The 17,804-nt window shown below is 39.1% G+C and carries 13 protein-coding genes and 5 tRNA genes; 7 read left to right on the plus strand and 11 right to left on the minus strand.

The genetic code is table 11. The features are described from left to right. Together HMPREF1505_RS10925 and HMPREF1505_RS10930 are read left to right on the plus strand one after the other, a co-directional pair. Complete coding sequence (locus HMPREF1505_RS10925; protein ID WP_036925318.1) at nt 1-2,514, plus strand: tyrosine-protein kinase; 2,514 nt, start codon at nt 1-3, stop codon at nt 2,512-2,514. An 11-nt stretch (nt 2,515-2,525) separates the two neighbouring features. Next, a complete protein-coding gene (locus tag HMPREF1505_RS10930) occupies nt 2,526-2,951 on the plus strand; it encodes a BT0820 family HAD-type phosphatase (protein WP_036925320.1) in 426 nt (141 codons plus the stop codon). A gap of 536 nt (nt 2,952-3,487) precedes the next feature. On the opposite strand, the gene serB is transcribed toward HMPREF1505_RS10930, so the two are convergent. From serB to HMPREF1505_RS10985, 11 genes are all read right to left on the minus strand, one after another. Beyond that, nucleotides 3,488-4,735 carry a phosphoserine phosphatase SerB gene (gene serB / locus HMPREF1505_RS10935; protein WP_036925321.1) on the minus strand — a complete coding sequence of 416 codons (1,248 nt, stop codon included), beginning with the start codon at nt 4,733-4,735 and terminating at the stop codon, nt 3,488-3,490. A 588-nt stretch (nt 4,736-5,323) separates the two neighbouring features. After that, a complete protein-coding gene (locus tag HMPREF1505_RS10940; protein ID WP_036925322.1) occupies nt 5,324-5,830 on the minus strand; it encodes a 4'-phosphopantetheinyl transferase superfamily protein in 507 nt (168 codons plus the stop codon). Continuing rightward, nucleotides 5,811-7,130, minus strand: coding sequence for a gliding motility-associated protein GldE (gene gldE, locus HMPREF1505_RS10945; protein ID WP_036925323.1), 1,320 nt, complete (start codon nt 7,128-7,130; stop codon nt 5,811-5,813). Before gldE ends, HMPREF1505_RS10940 begins: the two co-directional genes overlap by 20 nt. Continuing rightward, the gene (locus tag HMPREF1505_RS10950) at nt 7,130-7,537 is read right to left on the minus strand and encodes a single-stranded DNA-binding protein (RefSeq protein ID WP_174254473.1); all 408 of its coding nucleotides are present in this window, start codon (nt 7,535-7,537) and stop codon (nt 7,130-7,132) included. The genes gldE and HMPREF1505_RS10950 overlap by 1 nt, the downstream gene beginning before the upstream one ends. Before the next feature lie 30 nt (nt 7,538-7,567). Then, complete coding sequence (locus tag HMPREF1505_RS10955; protein ID WP_004360852.1) at nt 7,568-8,107, minus strand: hypothetical protein; 540 nt, start codon at nt 8,105-8,107, stop codon at nt 7,568-7,570. 35 nt (nt 8,108-8,142) lie between these two features. Next, nucleotides 8,143-8,215 (minus strand) — tRNA-Gly (locus HMPREF1505_RS10960). Nucleotides 8,216-8,254: 39 nt separating this feature from the next. Then, a tRNA-Leu gene (locus HMPREF1505_RS10965) sits at nt 8,255-8,338 on the minus strand. Nucleotides 8,339-8,368: 30 nt separating this feature from the next. Beyond that, nucleotides 8,369-8,450, minus strand: a tRNA-Leu gene (locus HMPREF1505_RS10970). A gap of 43 nt (nt 8,451-8,493) precedes the next feature. Then, nucleotides 8,494-8,566, minus strand: a tRNA-Gly gene (locus tag HMPREF1505_RS10975). A 39-nt stretch (nt 8,567-8,605) separates the two neighbouring features. Then, nucleotides 8,606-8,679: transfer RNA gene (locus tag HMPREF1505_RS10980), tRNA-Pro, on the minus strand. Nucleotides 8,680-9,429: 750 nt separating this feature from the next. After that, on the minus strand, nt 9,430-10,620 hold the full coding sequence (locus HMPREF1505_RS10985; RefSeq protein ID WP_004360851.1) for an aminotransferase class I/II-fold pyridoxal phosphate-dependent enzyme: 1,191 nt from the start codon (nt 10,618-10,620) through the stop codon (nt 9,430-9,432). Between the two features lie 194 nt (nt 10,621-10,814). Here HMPREF1505_RS10985 and HMPREF1505_RS10990 point away from each other — a divergent pair, with 194 nt between their 5' ends. From HMPREF1505_RS10990 to HMPREF1505_RS11010, 5 genes are all read left to right on the plus strand, one after another. Continuing rightward, nucleotides 10,815-11,846 carry a diacylglycerol kinase family protein gene (locus HMPREF1505_RS10990; protein WP_036925324.1) on the plus strand — a complete coding sequence of 344 codons (1,032 nt, stop codon included), beginning with the start codon at nt 10,815-10,817 and terminating at the stop codon, nt 11,844-11,846. A gap of 17 nt (nt 11,847-11,863) precedes the next feature. Then, on the plus strand, nt 11,864-12,574 hold the full coding sequence (locus HMPREF1505_RS10995) for a tRNA1(Val) (adenine(37)-N6)-methyltransferase (RefSeq protein ID WP_036925326.1): 711 nt from the start codon (nt 11,864-11,866) through the stop codon (nt 12,572-12,574). 383 nt (nt 12,575-12,957) lie between these two features. Continuing rightward, nucleotides 12,958-15,423, plus strand: coding sequence for an endopeptidase La (lon, locus tag HMPREF1505_RS11000; RefSeq protein WP_036925327.1), 2,466 nt, complete (start codon nt 12,958-12,960; stop codon nt 15,421-15,423). Then, nucleotides 15,423-16,550 carry a tRNA guanosine(34) transglycosylase Tgt gene (tgt, locus tag HMPREF1505_RS11005; RefSeq protein WP_036925328.1) on the plus strand — a complete coding sequence of 376 codons (1,128 nt, stop codon included), beginning with the start codon at nt 15,423-15,425 and terminating at the stop codon, nt 16,548-16,550. Before lon ends, tgt begins: the two co-directional genes overlap by 1 nt. Nucleotides 16,551-16,561: 11 nt before the next feature. Continuing rightward, nucleotides 16,562-17,779, plus strand: a complete 1,218-nt coding sequence (locus HMPREF1505_RS11010; protein WP_036925329.1) for an LptF/LptG family permease — start codon at nt 16,562-16,564, stop codon at nt 17,777-17,779. Nucleotides 17,780-17,804 lie beyond the last annotated feature (25 nt).

The following is a 17,804-nucleotide window of genomic DNA, read 5'->3' on the forward strand; positions in this document are numbered from 1 at the left end:
ATGGAAGAAACAACTAAATTAGAGCAAGGGAAGGAACTTGAAGTTAATGAAGGTAACTCCTCCTTTGATTTTGCCACCTTGTATCGAACCATCGTACTCAACTGGTACTGGTTCGTACTGTCATTAATTATTTTCGGTAGCTTAGGGGCAATCTATCTTAGATATGCCACACCAATGTATCAGGCTACTGCAAAGTTGCTGATTAAGGACGAAAGTAATAGCAATAGACGTGGTTCCTCTTTACAGAACATGTCAAATCTTGGTATTATCTCAAACTCAACTGGTATTGATAACGAGATGGAGATTCTGACATCACACTCTATTGCTGAAGATGCTATTAGAGACTTGAAGTTATATGTTAACTACTCAACAAAGGGAAGAGTAAAAGACATTATTCTTTATCGCAATCAACCTCTTAACGTTGATGTAGACCAGGCTCATCTTGAGAGATTGAATGCTCCCATTAACTTGAGCATAACAAGAGACAGTTTAACATATACTGTTACTGGAACTTACTATGTACCAACTAACGACAACTCAAATGAAGGTCCATACACTATTAATAGAAAGTTCACCAGCCTTCCTGCAACAATAGCAACTCGTGCGGGTATTATTACGATTAGTCCTAATTACGGACATTCATTAAAGAATGCAGATGTTCTTAATGTAAGCATTCTCTCACCAAGAATGGCTTCTAATAAGTATGTCAGCGAACTTCAAGTTGCACAGACCGCAAAGTCAACCTCTATTGCGCAGCTGCAGCTTACAGACGAAGTACCACAGCGTTCTCTTGATTACTTGAAGCAGTTAGCAATTGTATATAACCGTCAAGCAAATGAGGACAAGAATACCATTGCACTTCGTACAGACAAGTTCATCAATGATCGTTTGGGTAAGATTAATGCCGAACTGGGCAAGACTGAAGGTCAGTTGCAGAACTATAAACAGCAAAATGGTATTGTAGAGTTGAAGATGAACGCAGGTAACTCTGTAGCAAATCAGAATAGCTCTGAGTTAAAGCTTGCAGAGGTTGAGACACAGATTGAATTGTTCAATACAATTGCAAGAGAGGTTGAAAGTTCATCTCGTAATCTTTCTCAAGTAATTCCTTCTAATGTAGGTTTGGATGACCAAAGTTCTACAACTCTGATTAACAAATATAACGAGTTAGTACTTGAACGTAATCGTTTACTCCGTAGTGCTTCAGAAAGTTCTCCAGTAGTAGAGCCACTAACAGCACAAATTCGTGAGCTAAATGGTAACATTCGTCGTGCGATTGGTGCTGCACGCCAGAACCTACAGATTCAGCGTGATGCCGTTTTAGCACAGGTTAATAAGTTTAATGAACAGGTTGCTGAGACTCCACAACAGGAACGTATGCTGACACAGATTGACCGTCAGCAGGAAGTAAAGTCTGGTTTGTACCTGATGTTACTCCAAAAGCGTGAGGAAAACAACATTTCTTTGGCAGCAACAGCCGATAAAGGTAAACTTATTGATGACCCACAGTTGTTAGGTAAGATTAGTCCAAAGTCAACATCAATTATGCTTGTTGCTCTACTAATTGGCTTAGCACTTCCTGTATTGGTAATCCTTATCTTACAATTCTTCCGTTATAAGATTGAGGGTCATGACGATGTTGCTCGCCTTACCAAGTTACCAATCATTGCAGACGTTGCTATTGCAAGTAATAAGGCGAAGGGTAAAGCAGATATTGTTGTACATGAAAACCAGAACAACCAGATGGAAGAAATCTTCCGTTCAATGCGTACCAACCTTCAGTTTATGCTTAAGGAAGGACAGAAGGTTGTACTCTTCACTTCATCTACTTCTGGTGAGGGTAAGACCTTTAACGCAGCAAACCTTTCTGTTAGTTTCGGTCTCTTAGGCAAGAAAGTTATCTTGGTTGGTCTTGATATTCGTCGTCCACGTTTGGCAGAGTTGTTCGGTATCAACGATCACAAGCATGGTATTACAAACCTTCTTGTAAAGGATAATCCAACGATAGAAGATATATATGAGCAGATTTTGCCTTCAGGAGTTAATAAGAATCTTGATCTCCTCATGGCAGGTCCAATTCCTCCAAACCCAGCAGAGCTTATTGCACGTAATTCATTAGATATTATCATTAATCTCTTGAAGGAGAGATATGATTATATCATGATTGATACCGCACCAGTCGGTCTTGTTACAGATACTCTTCAGATTGCGCGCGTTGCAAATGCTTCTATCTATATGTGTCGTGCAGACTATACTCCAAAGTCAAGCTTCAACTTGATTAATGCACTTGCAAACGAGAAGAAGTTCCCTAACATGGCTATTGTTCTCAATGGTATCGACATGTCTAAGAGAAAATATAGCTATTACTATGGCTATGGCGGTTATGGCAAGTATGGTAGATATGGTAGAGCAAGCTACGGTACAAGCTATGGACAGTATGGAAACTATGGCAATTATGGTAACTATGCTAACAGCCACTATGGCAATAAGCACGATGACTCTATAAAGAGATAAACTAACAAACAATGATTATTGCAGTTGACTTCGATGGAACCATCGTAGAACATAAATATCCTAAAATCGGTAGCGAAATTCCTTTCGCTACCGATACGCTTAAAATGCTGATTAAAGATGGTCACCAACTTATCTTATGGAGCGTCAGAGAAGGCGAACTACTCCAAGAGGCTGTTGATTGGTGCCATGAACGTGGGGTAGATTTTTGGGCTGTAAACAAGGATTATCCTGAAGAAGAAAAAGAGAAGAACAATCATTTTTCAAGAAAGTTAAAGGTAGAAATGTTTATCGATGACCGTAATCTTGGTGGCCTACCAGACTGGGGAACTATCTATCAAATGATTACCAATAACGAGACATGGGAAAGCCGTAACTTTACGCATCGTTCGTTTGAAGATCATAAACCACCTAAGAAAAAGCACTGGTGGAATTTCTAACAAATAAAATAGGATACTCTACAAGGGTATCCTATTTTATTTGTACTATAACTTACCAACAACACTACGTGTGCGGAGCATCAGCACAACATGTGCGGAGCATTAACACAATATGTGCTAACTTACAACACATACATGAAGAACAAATTATGGGGGACGTTATAACAAAAGAATATATTGGAAAATATTGGTGTCCGGTAAAACTTTCCTCTCCAATTTGTTGTAATAAAGAATGCTTATAAAAGTATCATTTGGGGTGTTTTTCTCTGAATATTCGGCTAAATTTCATTCAAATAATAGTTTTGAGTAACGGTTACTATTTGAAACAAAAAGTAAGCCCCCACTGGTTAAATGTACCTGTATTGCCGATAAACAAAGGCTTGTAGAACTTTCAATCAGTTTTTATCGGACACCAATAATTGGAAAACATTAATAAGTTTCAATAAAAAAGATGCATCAAATATATTCATAGAATTACAATATATTTGATACATCCCTTATCGGAATATGTTCAGGTTTTAATAAACCTATTTTGATTAAAGTTTACCAGCTTCACCCAAATAACTATCCTTAAAACCAAGAAAGTAAAGTACACCATCTAAACCGATAGTAGTAATATTTTGTTCAGCATTAGCTTGCACACGTGGTTTAGCATGAAAGGCAATACCCAAGCCAGCGTCAGAAAGCATAGGAAGATCGTTAGCACCATCACCAACAGCAATAGTCTGAGCGAGATTGACCTTCTCTACTTGTGCTAATAACTTCAATAACTCAGCCTTACGTTTACCATCAACAATATCACCAATGTAGCGCCCTGTAAGTTTATTATTTTCATCTATCTCAAGTTCATTAGCATATACATAATCAATACCATACTTCCGCTGTAGATACTCTCCAAAATAAGTAAAGCCACCACTTAATATGGCTATCTTATATCCACACTGCTTCAAAACAGTCATTAAGCGATCAACTCCCTCTGTTATAGGCATCGTTTCGGCAATATCCTTCATGACATCAGCATCGAGCCCCTTCAACAAAGCAACTCGTTCTGTAAAGCTTTTCTTAAAGTCAATTTCACCACGCATTGCACGCTCAGTAATAGCAGCAACCTGCTCGCCTACTCCCGCACGCTTTGCCAATTCGTCAATACATTCTGTCTGAATAAGTGTAGAATCCATATCAAAACATATTAAACGACGCATACGTCTGTACATATTGTCTTCCTGCAAAGAAAAATCAATTCCTTGTTCGTGACTCATCTGCATGAGATCAGCCTGCATCTGTCTATAGTCTTTAGGAGTACCACGCAATGAAAACTCTATACATGCTCTGACATTTTGATTACTTTTGCGAATACTCTGACGCCCTGTCAAGCGAAGAATAGAATCTATATTTACACCTTGTTCTGTAATCACCCGAGTAGCCTCCTCGATATTACGAGCTGATAAAGACCTACCAATAATCGTGAGAATATAACGATTTTTCCCTTGTCTGTTAACCCAATCTTCGTATTCATCATCTGTTACAGGAGCAAAACCGATATTTACACCAAGTTCCGTAGCCTTGAATAACAGTTCTTTCATTACCTGCCCGGCACCCTGATCATCAATACGAATAAGAATACCAAGTGATAAAGTAGAATGGATATCAGCTTGACCAATATCTAAAATATGGGCATTATAACAAGCAAGAATAGACATCACCGCAGTTGTTAACCCTGGTCTATCTTGTCCTGTTATACGTATAAGTATTAGTTCCTCCCTTTTTACGTTTGCTTCGTTCATAATATGTTTTTTACAGATACAAAAGTAATCATTTCTGACGAAGTAAACAAATAGCAATTATTATTTATACATACTCTGCCGTTTACTATAAGTAAGATTCACTAAAATAAGTATGTAACCAGAATAATTGACCTATTTAGATAATGCAAAAAGTTTAAACAAAATAAAAAACGCACTTAAACTCATAGAGCAAGTGCGTTCCTAAAATCAATTATAAAATATATAATCTAAACTCATACAACATTAGTTGTACCAAATTTCACCACCAAGCGTTTCATTCGCATCGGTATGTTCCTGACTGTTCTGATTCTCGAAATCATGAGTTTCGTAAAATTCTCGTGTTTTGTTTTCTTTCATGTTTATACCTCCTATTAATTAGACTAAATGGTAAATATATTACGTTATCCGCTAAATGACTGTTACAAATATAGGTAAAATGAAAATAAAAAACAAGTAAAACACTGAATAAATTAATTATTTAAACATTTTTTACTGCATAATGAATTTTTTATATCATTATATGCATTTATGATATCAAAACTATTATCTGGATTAAGATGTGCCAGTAAGGACAAAATAAAATAAGACTTAATACCAAGTATAAGTCAAAATGTACTTTGAAGAACACTCACACTGAAACTTAAGCGTGATATTACGCTTCATATTAGTTACTAAGCTTGACTGCGGGTCTACTTTTATATCTTTTAAAGCTAAATGTTCAGAAGAAAAGAGTTTATACATAGTTTCCTTGGCACACCAAGCAATAAGCTTATCTGTCGTATCAACAAAGACCTCATCATCTCTTAGGAAACGTGATGATATACGGTTTACTCTATCAGAAACGTATTCTATATCAACACCTACTTCATAGTCACGAGAAAGAATAACAGCAACATAACCAAGAGTATGAGATATACTTATATGATAGCCCTCTATCATTGGTTTACCATCCTCATTATGTTCTACTAAAGGCTCATAGCCTAACATTTCCGTTAAAACATAATGTACCCCATCGTTCTCAGCCTGTCTTCCTTTCTCTATCTCCAACAGACCAATGACGACCTTACCCTCAACATCATTCGTTATCCTTACCACAAACAGTAACTTTAACTTTACTAATACGACGCTCTTCAATAGCTAAGACTTCAAACTTATAGTTCTTATAGTCCAGCATCTCATGTACTGCAGGGAAATCTCCCTTGATTTCTAATAGTAAACCTGCTACAGAATCAGCATCGCCTTCTATCTCATCAAACTCATCATCTGGGAGATTAAGAATCTTTGAGAAGTCTTTCAAGAGAGTTTTACCCTCAAATATGTAGATATTAGAACCTAACTTTGTATAATTACGCTCTTCTTCATCAAACTCGTCATTAATCTCTCCGACAATTTCTTCAAGAATGTCCTCTAAAGTAACAATACCACTCGTACCGCCAAACTCATCAACGACAATAGCTATATGAACTTTATTTTCTTGGAAGTCACGTAAGAGATCGTCTATCTTCTTCGTCTCTGGAACAAAATAAGGTGGTCGAATCAAACTCTGCCATCTAAAGTTAGTTGGCTTAGATAGGTGAGGCAGGAGATCCTTAATATAAAGTACACCTCGTATATTATCTTGATTATCTTGATAAACAGGAATACGAGAATAGTTATTATCAACGATACATTTCAAGACATCTTCATATGAACAGCGGATATCCAAATCTATAATATCCTGACGAGAAGTCATTACCTCTTTTGCAGTCTCATCTCCAAAGCGAATAATACCTTGCAGCATACCCTGCTCATCCTTAATATCATTCTTATCAGTCAATTCTAAAGCCTGTTCAAGATCATCAACAGACAACTGACGATTCTCCTTTTGAACTACCTTTTCAGCAAAAGCACCACTTTTCAACAATATAGTTTCGATAGGCCAAAACAACTTACGGAAGAAAACAATGCCTTTGACACCACTTCTACAGAATGCCAATGGATTTCTTCTACTATAAACCTTTGGAATAATCTCACCAAAGAGTAAAAGCAAAAAAGTCAACAGAATGGTTACACAAAGAAACTGCAACCACTCTTCCTTAAATGTAAACAGACTGGAAAAAATATAGTTACACAGCATAATAATCGCAACATTGACAAGATTATTCGTAATAAGAATTGTTGCCAACGTACGCTCACTATCGTCTCTAAACTGCTGAATAAGCTTATCAGAAGTATTCTTATCCGGGTCAAGCGACTCTATATCAGTTGGAGATAAACTAAAAAAAGCAATCTCCGACGCACTTGCAAAAGCCGAAAGACTTAGTAGAAAAACAGCCAATAGAATTGCAAGAATCACACTAATATCTATTGGATTAATACTTATATAAGAAGAAAAAACTACTAAAAAACTATCCATTAAAAAGGTAAATTAGAATTATCTGTAGTATCAGAAGCATTATCATCTACTTTCTCTCCAGACACACTTTCAGATTTACGGGATGCGGAAAGCCATTCAAGGTTGTCACCATAAATCTCTGTAACATAACGACGCATACCTTTCTTATCATCATAAGTACGATAACGCACACGCCCCTCAATATAAAGTTTATCGCCTTTATGAATATACTTCTCAGCATACTTAGCCAATGCCTTAAAGAGAACTATGTTATGCCAATCAGTATGATCAGGTACAACCGTACCATTTGGAAGTGTATATCCACGCTCCGTTGTTGCCAAAGTAAAAGAGGCAACACATTGGTCTGCCTCATAATATTTTATCTCTGGCTCTCGACCGACATTACCAATTAACATTACTTTATTCATAAGAAAGCAATAGCAAAAAGGCATGTGAAATTACTTCCACATACCTAAATATCTAAACTTAAAATTCTTACCTTTAGCAGAAGGGAACTGACTTCTATTGTCAACCCTATCTTTTAGATACTCAACGATACGATTATAGCAATCCCACCCTGAAACAGCCTTACATTGTGCTACAAAATGAGTATCACGATATTCATGTTTACCAGAAGTAGGAATGAGGACGACACGCTTAAAATCAAGTTCACCTTCATACCACCCCTCACGTTCCTCATTGAGATGCATAATAGCTGGATTATCCTTACGAACGATTCCATCAACAACCGGACGAAGGGCTTTTTTCTGCTTAAAATCCATCATTGTAGCTGCCTCTGTCTTAATGACTATAAAATAAACTCGAGGACGAACCTTATAACGTTTTGGATAAAAGACATCGTTGGAAGCATAATTTCTGATATCATCTTCCAATTCTGGAGTGAGTTGAATGTCAGGAATAGAACTTAAAAAATCCAAAGCTTCCTCAACATTGTGTACTAATACTTCATTATCGAAATATCGCAAATATAAATTCATAAAGAAATGCTATGTATGTTTCTCTAAAAAAAAAGAGCGGCAAACGAGGCTCGAACTCGCGACCCCGACCTTGGCAAGGTCGTGCTCTACCAACTGAGCTATTGCCGCATTTACTAAGTAAGTAACGACTTACTTCAAAACTCTATGTGAAGAGGAGGAGACTCGAACTCCCACGAAACAATTTTCACTACCCCCTCAAAGTAGCGCGTCTACCAATTCCGCCACCTCTCCAACATATACGAGACATTCTGATTTAGAAAGTGCCCAGAACAGGACTCGAACCTGCACGTCGTGAAACACACGCACCTGAAACGTGCGCGTCTACCAATTCCGCCACCTGGGCATTTACTTAGAAGAAAACTTCTATATAATTCAGAATATCAAAGAGCGGCAAACGAGGCTCGAACTCGCGACCCCGACCTTGGCAAGGTCGTGCTCTACCAACTGAGCTATTGCCGCATTTAACGTCTCTCTTTCTCTAAAGAGTTAGACAAAAAGTCGGGGTGACAGGATTCGAACCTGCGACCGCCTGGTCCCAAACCAGATGCGCTACCGAGCTGCGCTACACCCCGTTGCATATTCATTAACGATTGGCTCATTTCTGAATTGCGAGTGCAAAGGTACTATATATTTCCGATACCTCCAAACTTTTCTATGTTTTTTTTCAATAAAAATTAATACTTTTCTTACGAACCCAACTTGCATATAGCATCAAACAAACGCAAAGTTATTGATAAACAAGCAAGTAAGAAGATAGAGTACTTATAATGTTTAAACTCAAAAGAATATCTTATTTTTTAATCAAAACAATATTTTCATACGACAATGTACTTTTCAAGCAAGATAACAATAGATGCAAAAGAACAAACTTTCCTATCCTTGTAAGCCCTAAATCACCAAGAAAAATCTCTAACTCTTCACTCATAATAACAGTCCGACCACAACTTTTATACCCATTACCAACAAATTCTTTTCATAAAAACTTCTCATCATGAAGACTCATCCTATACAATAATACAAAATAAAAGCCGAATAATCCCAAGAAACAGTTATTAAATAAATATCTTTTGTTATATGCCCTATTTGGCTTATTAGGCTTATTAGGCCAATTAGGCTTATTGGGCTTATAAGCCTAATAATACCATAATCTTAATTATTCACCCCCTCTACACTCAAGTACCAACAAAACATCAACACCCAACACCCATCACCCAACACTATATATATATAAGGTATAAACAAAAAACGATGGGCTTACTCTATAAGAATAACCCCATCGTTTTAATATTACAAATCCTTTTAAATAAGGAAATAGATAATACTTATTTAATGATACCTTGCGCCTTGAAAATCTTAGTCAAAGCCTGAACACCGCGTTCAACCTGCTCCTCTGTATGAGTAGCCATTAAAGCAAAACGCACCAAGGTGTCTTGTGGAGCACATGCTGGAGGAATTACTGGATTGATAAACACACCAGCCTCATACGCCAACTTTGTAACCACAAAGGTCTTTTCAATATCACGAACATAAAGAGGGATGATAGGACTCTCTGTTTCACCTATCTCAAAGCCTTCTTCTTTAAATCGCTTCAAAGCATAATTAGTCACCTTCCATAACTGCTCCAAACGTTCTGGCTCCTGCTCTATAATATGGAGAGCTTCCAAAGCAGCAGCTGTTGCTGCAGGTGCATTACTTGCAGAAAAGATATATGTACGGCAGGTATGACGGAGATAATTAATAGTATCCTTATCACCAGCAATAAAGCCACCAATTGAAGCCAAACTCTTTGAGAAAGTACCCATAATGAGGTCTACCTCATCTGTCAAGCCAAAATGATCACAAACACCTCTACCCTGGCGACCAAATACACCTAAACCATGTGCCTCATCAACCATGATTGAGCAGTTATACTTGTGCTTCAATTCAACAATTGCTGGCAGATTAGCTAAATCACCCTCCATCGAGAAGACGCCATCAACAACAATCAGCTTAACCGCTTCATGAGGAAGTCTCTGAAGAACACGCTCCAAATCTTCCATATCATTGTGCTTGTAACGAAGTTGAGTAGCAAAACTCAAACGACGTCCATCAACAATACTTGCGTGATCACGGTCATCACAGATAACATAATCACCACGTCCTACTACAACAGAGAGGACACCAGCATTTACAGAAAAACCTGTTGAAAAAACAAGCGCCTCATCCTTGCCTTCAAAAGCAGCAAGCTCTTTCTCCAACTGAACATGAAGATCGAGTGTACCATTTAAGAAACGACTACCGGCACAACCTGAGCCATACTTCTCAAGGGCACGCTGAGCAGCATTAATCACACGTGGATCGTTTGGAAGACCTGTATAGGCGTTAGAACCAAACATAAGAATCTCATTGCCATCAATATCTGTAACTTCTGTTCCTTGCTTACTTGTAATCTCGCGGAAATATGGATAAACACCTGCATCCATAAACTTCTGCGGCTCGCGGTAGCTTTTGTACTTGTCTTGTAACTGTCCCATTATTTTTTAATGTGGTGTAGTCATTGACTACTTAAATATTATTTTAGGCTGCAAAGATACTAATTTAGAATGACAAAAAAGTCTTTTTGATTAGAAAAGTGATTTTTAAACATTTTTACTCTCATAATATCCATGATATAACTGATAAATATGTATCTTTGTACAAATAAACCATGCGCTGATTATTTGGCACAATGAATAAGAAAAAAGTAGTTTTTATCCTAAACCCTATATCGGGTACAATTAGTAAGGCGGGTATTCCAGACCTTATTGAAGAACGACTCGATAAAGACAAGTTTGACTATCGCATTGCAGAAACGCAACATGCGGGTCACGCGACCGACCTTGCTCGAGAAGCCGTGGAAGAAGGCGTAGACCTCGTTGTGGCTGTGGGTGGAGATGGAACGGTCAACGAAGTTGGAAGGTCACTTATCAATACTAAGTCTGCTTTAGGCATACTCCCTTGCGGTTCAGGAAATGGACTTGCAAGGCATCTAAACCTACCGATGAATCTAAAGAAATGTATTGACATCATAAACTGTTATGATGTTAAAGCACTCGACTATGGTATCATCAATAACCATCCGTTCTTCTGCACGTGTGGAATGGGATTTGATGCTTTTATTTCGATGAAATTTGCAGAAGCTGGCAAACGTGGACCTATCACTTACATGCAGAAAGTTCTTGAAGAAGGATTAAGCTATGAGCCTGAAACTTATGTAATAGAAGATGAGGATGGAACACATCGTTATAAGGCTTTCCTCGTATCAGCAGCCAATGCTTCACAATATGGTAACAATGCCTATATCGCTCCGCAAGCATCTATGAGCGATGGTCTGTTGGATATTATTATCATGGAACCATTTGACCTCATCGAAGCCCCACAGGTTGCCATTGAGCTTTTCAACAAAACGTTGGATAAAAACTTAAAGATAAAGACTTTTAGAGCCAAACATATTCATATACGCCGCAAGAAAGAAGGAGTTATTCATTACGACGGCGATCCTATCACATCTGACGCTGACGTAGACATCTCTGTGGTACCAAAGGGAATAAATATCGTAGTCAATCCTAAGGGAGGGAAAGATTGTAGACAACCCAACATGCTGCAAACTGCCTTTTCTGAAATATTCTACAACATTGATTTGATGAGACAAGACCTCACAAAACAAAGTAGAAAGGTACAGGCTCTTAATAAAAATCTGCTTCGTAAACTGAATATATAAATCCTGAAACGAGACGAATGGGATTTACTTTCAAGCAATTTCATATCATTGATGATCACACGGCCATGAAGGTCGGGACTGATGGCGTATTGCTCGGAGCTTGGGCAAAAGGTGGTACAAGAATCCTTGATATAGGAACAGGAACTGGACTTATTGCCCTTATGATGGCACAACGTTTCTCAATAGCACAGATCGATGCTATTGAGATTGACAAGGGAGCGCTTGAAGATGCGCATCTTAATGTTTCAGCATCTCCATTTAATGATAGAATAAATATTCTCAATAGTTCCCTACAAGATTACATCCCATGCAGTGAAACCCAAGAAGAAGGAATTTACGATGCAATTGTATGCAATCCACCTTATTTTATTAATTCATTGAAAAATCCTTTACAACAAAGAACAACTGCAAGACACACTGACACCCTCTCTCACCAAGAATTAATCTACCATTCTAAAAGGCTCCTTAAAGCAAACGGAACACTATCCGTTATCATCCCTTATGATAACAAAGATATACTTGAAGCAGAAGCTATATTTAATGGATTATCAATACTAAAGATAACTAATATTAAAACAAAATCTTCAAAACCTGCTAAACGCTGCTTAATAGAGTTTGGAAAGGATACTACCACAGTATATAAGATAGAAGAACAAGTACTAAACGACGATAATGGAGTACGCACAATGTGGTATCAAAATCTTACACAAGCATTCTACATTAAGTAAGTAAGAAGGCAATAAATGATAAGACAATATCTAACATTCAGTAAAGAAACGTATTTAAAGCTATTATCATCCGAAAACACATTAACAGACAAGTAAGACATTAAGGGTTTACTGTAGCTTATTATTCCTACAATAGTAGGCTTACTCACCAACTTTTATCGGAGCAAAGAGGCTTAGCACACATAGTGCGGAGGCTTAACACCAATGGTGCGAAGCATCAACACCAAATGAGCGGAGTACAAACATCCTACTATTTGCCACCTGTTTCTTATGCACATAACCCCACCTTTTTACAAGATAGCTAATTAAAGCACAATTATTCTTTTAGTCTTTCGGTTTTATTTTGTACCTTTGCAAGCTAAAAGCAGGTATAAAAGAACTTTATGAAACAAAATAGCTCTATACAAATGATTACTGATTACGAAGGAGACATGCCAAACTTGGACGTACAAGTTGATGGTGAAATCCCTATTTTCGTAACCCGTAACCTCGTTATGTTCCCAGGTATTCTCTCCCCTATCCTCGTTGGCAGAAAACCAACTCTGGCTCTTGTCGAACACTTGGAAGAGAACCCTAACACGATTATAGCAATTGTAAGTCAGAAAGATAGCAACATTAATGACCCTCAAGTAGACGATGTCTATATGACAGGTATCTACGCACGATTCGTTCGTGCCTTTGATATGCCTGGCAATTACGAGGGGAACAACCGCACGGTCATCTTACAGGGACTTGGTAAGTGTAAGATTAAGGACATCACAACTACTGAGCCCTACATGAAGGGATATACCGTTGCTATACCAGAAGAAGCTGAGCCAAAGAGAGACAAGGAATTCTCTACGGCTGTTGAGGACATGAAGATGGTCACTAAGGAGTATATCCATGGTAGCGATGACATCCCAGATGACACACAGTTTGCACTCGACAACATCAACAATCCTGTTGTCGCAGTGAATTATGTGTGTTCAACTATGCCATTCCCAGTAACAGACAAGATTCAAATGTTAGAAGAAAATTCTATCAAAGATCGTCTGTTTGCGTTGATGAAGGTGCTGAATCGTGAAATTCAGTTCCAGCATCTCCGTCAGGATATACGCTCAAAAACACGTGAGGACCTTGACGAACAGCAGCGCGAATACTTCCTACATCAGCAGATTAAGAACATTAAGGAAGAATTGGGTGATGGCGATTCTGCACCTGACAAGAAAGAATTACTTGAAAAGGCTAAGAATAAAAAGTGGTCAGAAGATATTGCCAAGATATTCCAAAAGGAATTAGACAAACTTGACACCTTAAACCCACAGAGCCCTGATTACAGTGTGCAGGTGAATTATCTGCAGACAATGGTCAACCTACCATGGAATGAATATACTAAGGACGATCTTGACTTGAAGCGTGCAAAACGTATTCTCGATAAGGATCACTATGGTATGGAGAAGGTGAAGGAACGTATCCTTGAATACATTGCAGTCCTTCAGTTGCGTGGCAATCTGAAGTCGCCAATTCTCTGCCTTTACGGTCCTCCGGGTGTTGGTAAGACCAGTTTGGGTAAGAGTATTGCGGAAGCTATGAAGCGTAAGTATATACGTGTATCTCTCGGTGGTCTCCACGACGAATCTGAAATCAGAGGACACCGTAAGACTTACATTGGTGCTATGCCTGGACGTATCATCAAGAATATCCAAAAGGCAGGCTCATCAAATCCTGTTTTCATTCTTGACGAGATTGACAAAGTTACTCAGAACACTGTTAATGGCGACCCATCATCAGCCTTGTTGGAGGTTCTCGACCCTGAGCAGAACAACGCTTTCCATGATAATTATCTGGATATGGACTATGACTTATCAAAGGTATTGTTCATAGCTACGGCAAACGACCTCAATACTATTCCACGTCCACTACTCGACCGTATGGAACTTATTGAGGTTTCAGGTTACATCACGGAAGAAAAGGTTGAGATAGCAAAACGCCACCTCGTACCAAAAGAACTCGAAAATACAGGTTTAGACCAGTTAGAAGAGAAACCAAAGTTTGCCAAGGCAACGTTGGAAAAGATTATTGAAAACTATACACGCGAAAGTGGTGTGCGTCAACTTGAGAAGCAAATCAACAAGGCTATGCGCAAGTTGGCTTTCAAGCAGGCTATGGATAAGCAACTTCCTTATACGAAGATTACTCCAGATAAGTTGGAGGATCTATTAGGTAAGCCACCTTTCACACGTGATATCTACCAGGGCAACAAATATGCAGGTGTGGTAACAGGTCTTGCATGGACCAGTGTTGGTGGTGAGATTCTCTTTATTGAAACCTCACTTTCTAAGGGTAAAGCGGGTAAGTTAACCCTGACTGGTAACCTTGGTGACGTCATGAAAGAGTCTGCTGTCATTGCATTGGAGTATGTCAAGGCACATATCAGCGCATTGAACGTAGATTATCGCATCTTTGAACAGTGGAACATCCATATCCACGTACCAGAAGGAGCAACTCCAAAGGATGGTCCTTCAGCTGGTATAACGATTGCGACAAGTATTGCTTCAGCACTTACACAGCGTAAGGTACGTAAGAACACAGCTATGACGGGTGAGATAACCTTACGTGGTAAGGTTCTTCCAGTGGGTGGTATCAAGGAGAAGATACTTGCTGCTAAACGTGCAGGAATTACTGATATCGTGATGTGTTCAGAGAATAAGAAGGATGTTGAGGAGATTCCTGAGGTTTATCGTAAGGGTCTTCAATTCCACTTCGTTGAGAACATTCAGCAGGTATGGGACTTTGCTTTGACCGATGAAAAGGTAGAACACCCTGTAGACTTTACGATTGTTGAAGAAAAGAAGGAGGAAACAAAATAATGACATTTGAGCTTCAGCATACAGATAATGCCAGTGATGCCCGCACAGGTATCATCACAACCGACCACGGACAGATAAAGACTCCTATCTTTATGCCTGTTGGTACCGTCGGTTCTGTTAAGGGTGTACACTTTGAGGAGTTGCGAAAACAAGTTAAGGCACAGATTATCTTAGGTAATACCTATCACCTTTACCTGCGTCCGGGACTTGATATCATCAAGGCTGCAGGTGGTCTGCATGGTTTCAATGGTTGGGATCGTCCAATCCTGACAGACTCTGGTGGCTTCCAAGTTTTCTCATTGACAGGTATTCGTAAACTGTCAGAAGAGGGCTGTGAGTTCAGAAGTCACATCGATGGTTCTAAGCATATCTTCACACCCGAGAACGTGATGGACACCGAACGAATCATTGGTGCTGATATTATGATGGCTTTCGACGAGTGCCCTCCAGGACAGAGCGATTACCAATATGCCAAAAAGAGTTTGGAAATGACACAGCGTTGGCTTGATCGTTGTATCAAACGATTCAACGAGACGGAGCCGCTCTACGGTCATAACCAAAGTCTCTTCCCTATCGTTCAAGGCTGTACTTACAAAGACTTACGCCGTGAAGCAGCAAAGTTTGTGGCTGATAAGGGTGCAGATGGTAATGCTATCGGTGGCTTGGCAGTCGGTGAACCAACAGAGGTAATGTATGAGATGATTGAAGTAGTCAATGAGATTCTTCCAAAGGACAAGCCTCGTTACCTGATGGGAGTTGGTACACCACAGAACATTCTTGAAGCTATTGAGCGCGGTGTAGATATGTTCGACTGCGTTATGCCTACTCGCAACGGCCGTAATGCAATGCTCTTCACCTACAATGGTACGATGAATATGAAGAATAAGAAGTGGGAAAATGATTTCTCACCGATTGATCCAGATGGCTGTGACATTGATGTTATCACAAGTAAAGCCTATCTCCATCATCTCTTCAAAGCGGGAGAATTACTCGCAATGCAGATTGCCAGCATCCACAACCTTGCGTTCTATCTCCGTCTCGTAACGGATGCACGTACACATATTGAGCAGGGTGACTTCGTACAGTGGAAAGCTTCTGTCATTGAACAGTTAGGAAGAAGAATTTAAGAAGAAACCAAATGAGTAAGGTTAAAGAGATTGTTGATAAAGTTAAGAAACTGATTAAACATTTCGGGCAACGTGTTTTTGCACGCTTTCCTGTCTTGAAGAAGGTCGGACATCTACTTCAGATGCTCTCCCCTTCGCGTTATATCGGTATTCTGGACTGGTATATCATTAAGAAGTTCATAGGTACATACATCTATGCTATCTTATTGATTATCTCCATTGCTATTGTGTTCGACTTCAACGAGAACCTCTCTAAGTTCACGCAATATCATGCCCCATGGCGAGCAATCATCTTTGATTACTACGCCAACTTCGTCCCTTACTATTCCAATCTCTTCTCACCACTATTCGTATTCATTGCAGTAATCTTCTTTACTTCCAAACTGGCTGGTAATTCTGAGATTATATCAATGATGGCAGCAGGCATGTCTATCAGACGACTGATGCGCCCTTACATGATATCATGTATTCTCATCGCAGGCTTAACATTCTATCTTAATAGCTTTGTGATACCTCATGGGACTGTTATTCGCCAAAACTTTGAGACACTCTATCGTAATTCTAAAAAGAACACATCGGCAGAGAACGTACAACTGTTTGTTGCAAAGAATACTACCGCTTATATTCAGCATTACGACGACCAGTATAAACGGGGCTATGGATTCTCACTTGTAAAGACTAAAAACAAGAAGATTGTCAGCCACATGACTGCAATGGAGATTCAGTATGATACCGTTGCTGACACAAAGTATCATTGGAAGGTAAGTAATTGGAAGATACGTACACTCAAAGGATTAAAGGAGCATATCCAAAGTGGAGCATCAAAGGACACCGTTCTACTCATGGAACCGACCGACCTTGTCTATTCTAAAGGTCAACAGGAGACCTTTACCTCTCCAGAACTACTAAACTATATCTCCAAGCAGACCAGCCGTGGCTCTGGTAATGTGGTACAGTATGAAGTTGAGTTCCACAAACGAATAGCGATGTCGTTCTCGTCTTTTATCCTCACCATTATCGGTCTCTCCCTCTCTTCACGTAAGAGGAAAGGTGGAATGGGACTCTATCTTGGAATCGGTTTGGCATTGAGTTTCGGCTATATCATGCTCCAGACCGTTTCAGCAACCTTTGCTATTCAGGATGATACACCGCCTATATTGGCAGCATGGATACCAAACATTATCTTTGCTATCATCGCCTACTTCTGCTATAGACATGCACCAAGTTAATAAGGCGAATAAAACAAAAGTAAAA

The sequence above is a fragment of the Prevotella sp. ICM33 genome, assembly GCF_000517825.1.
Taxonomy (GTDB): domain Bacteria; phylum Bacteroidota; class Bacteroidia; order Bacteroidales; family Bacteroidaceae; genus Prevotella; species Prevotella melaninogenica.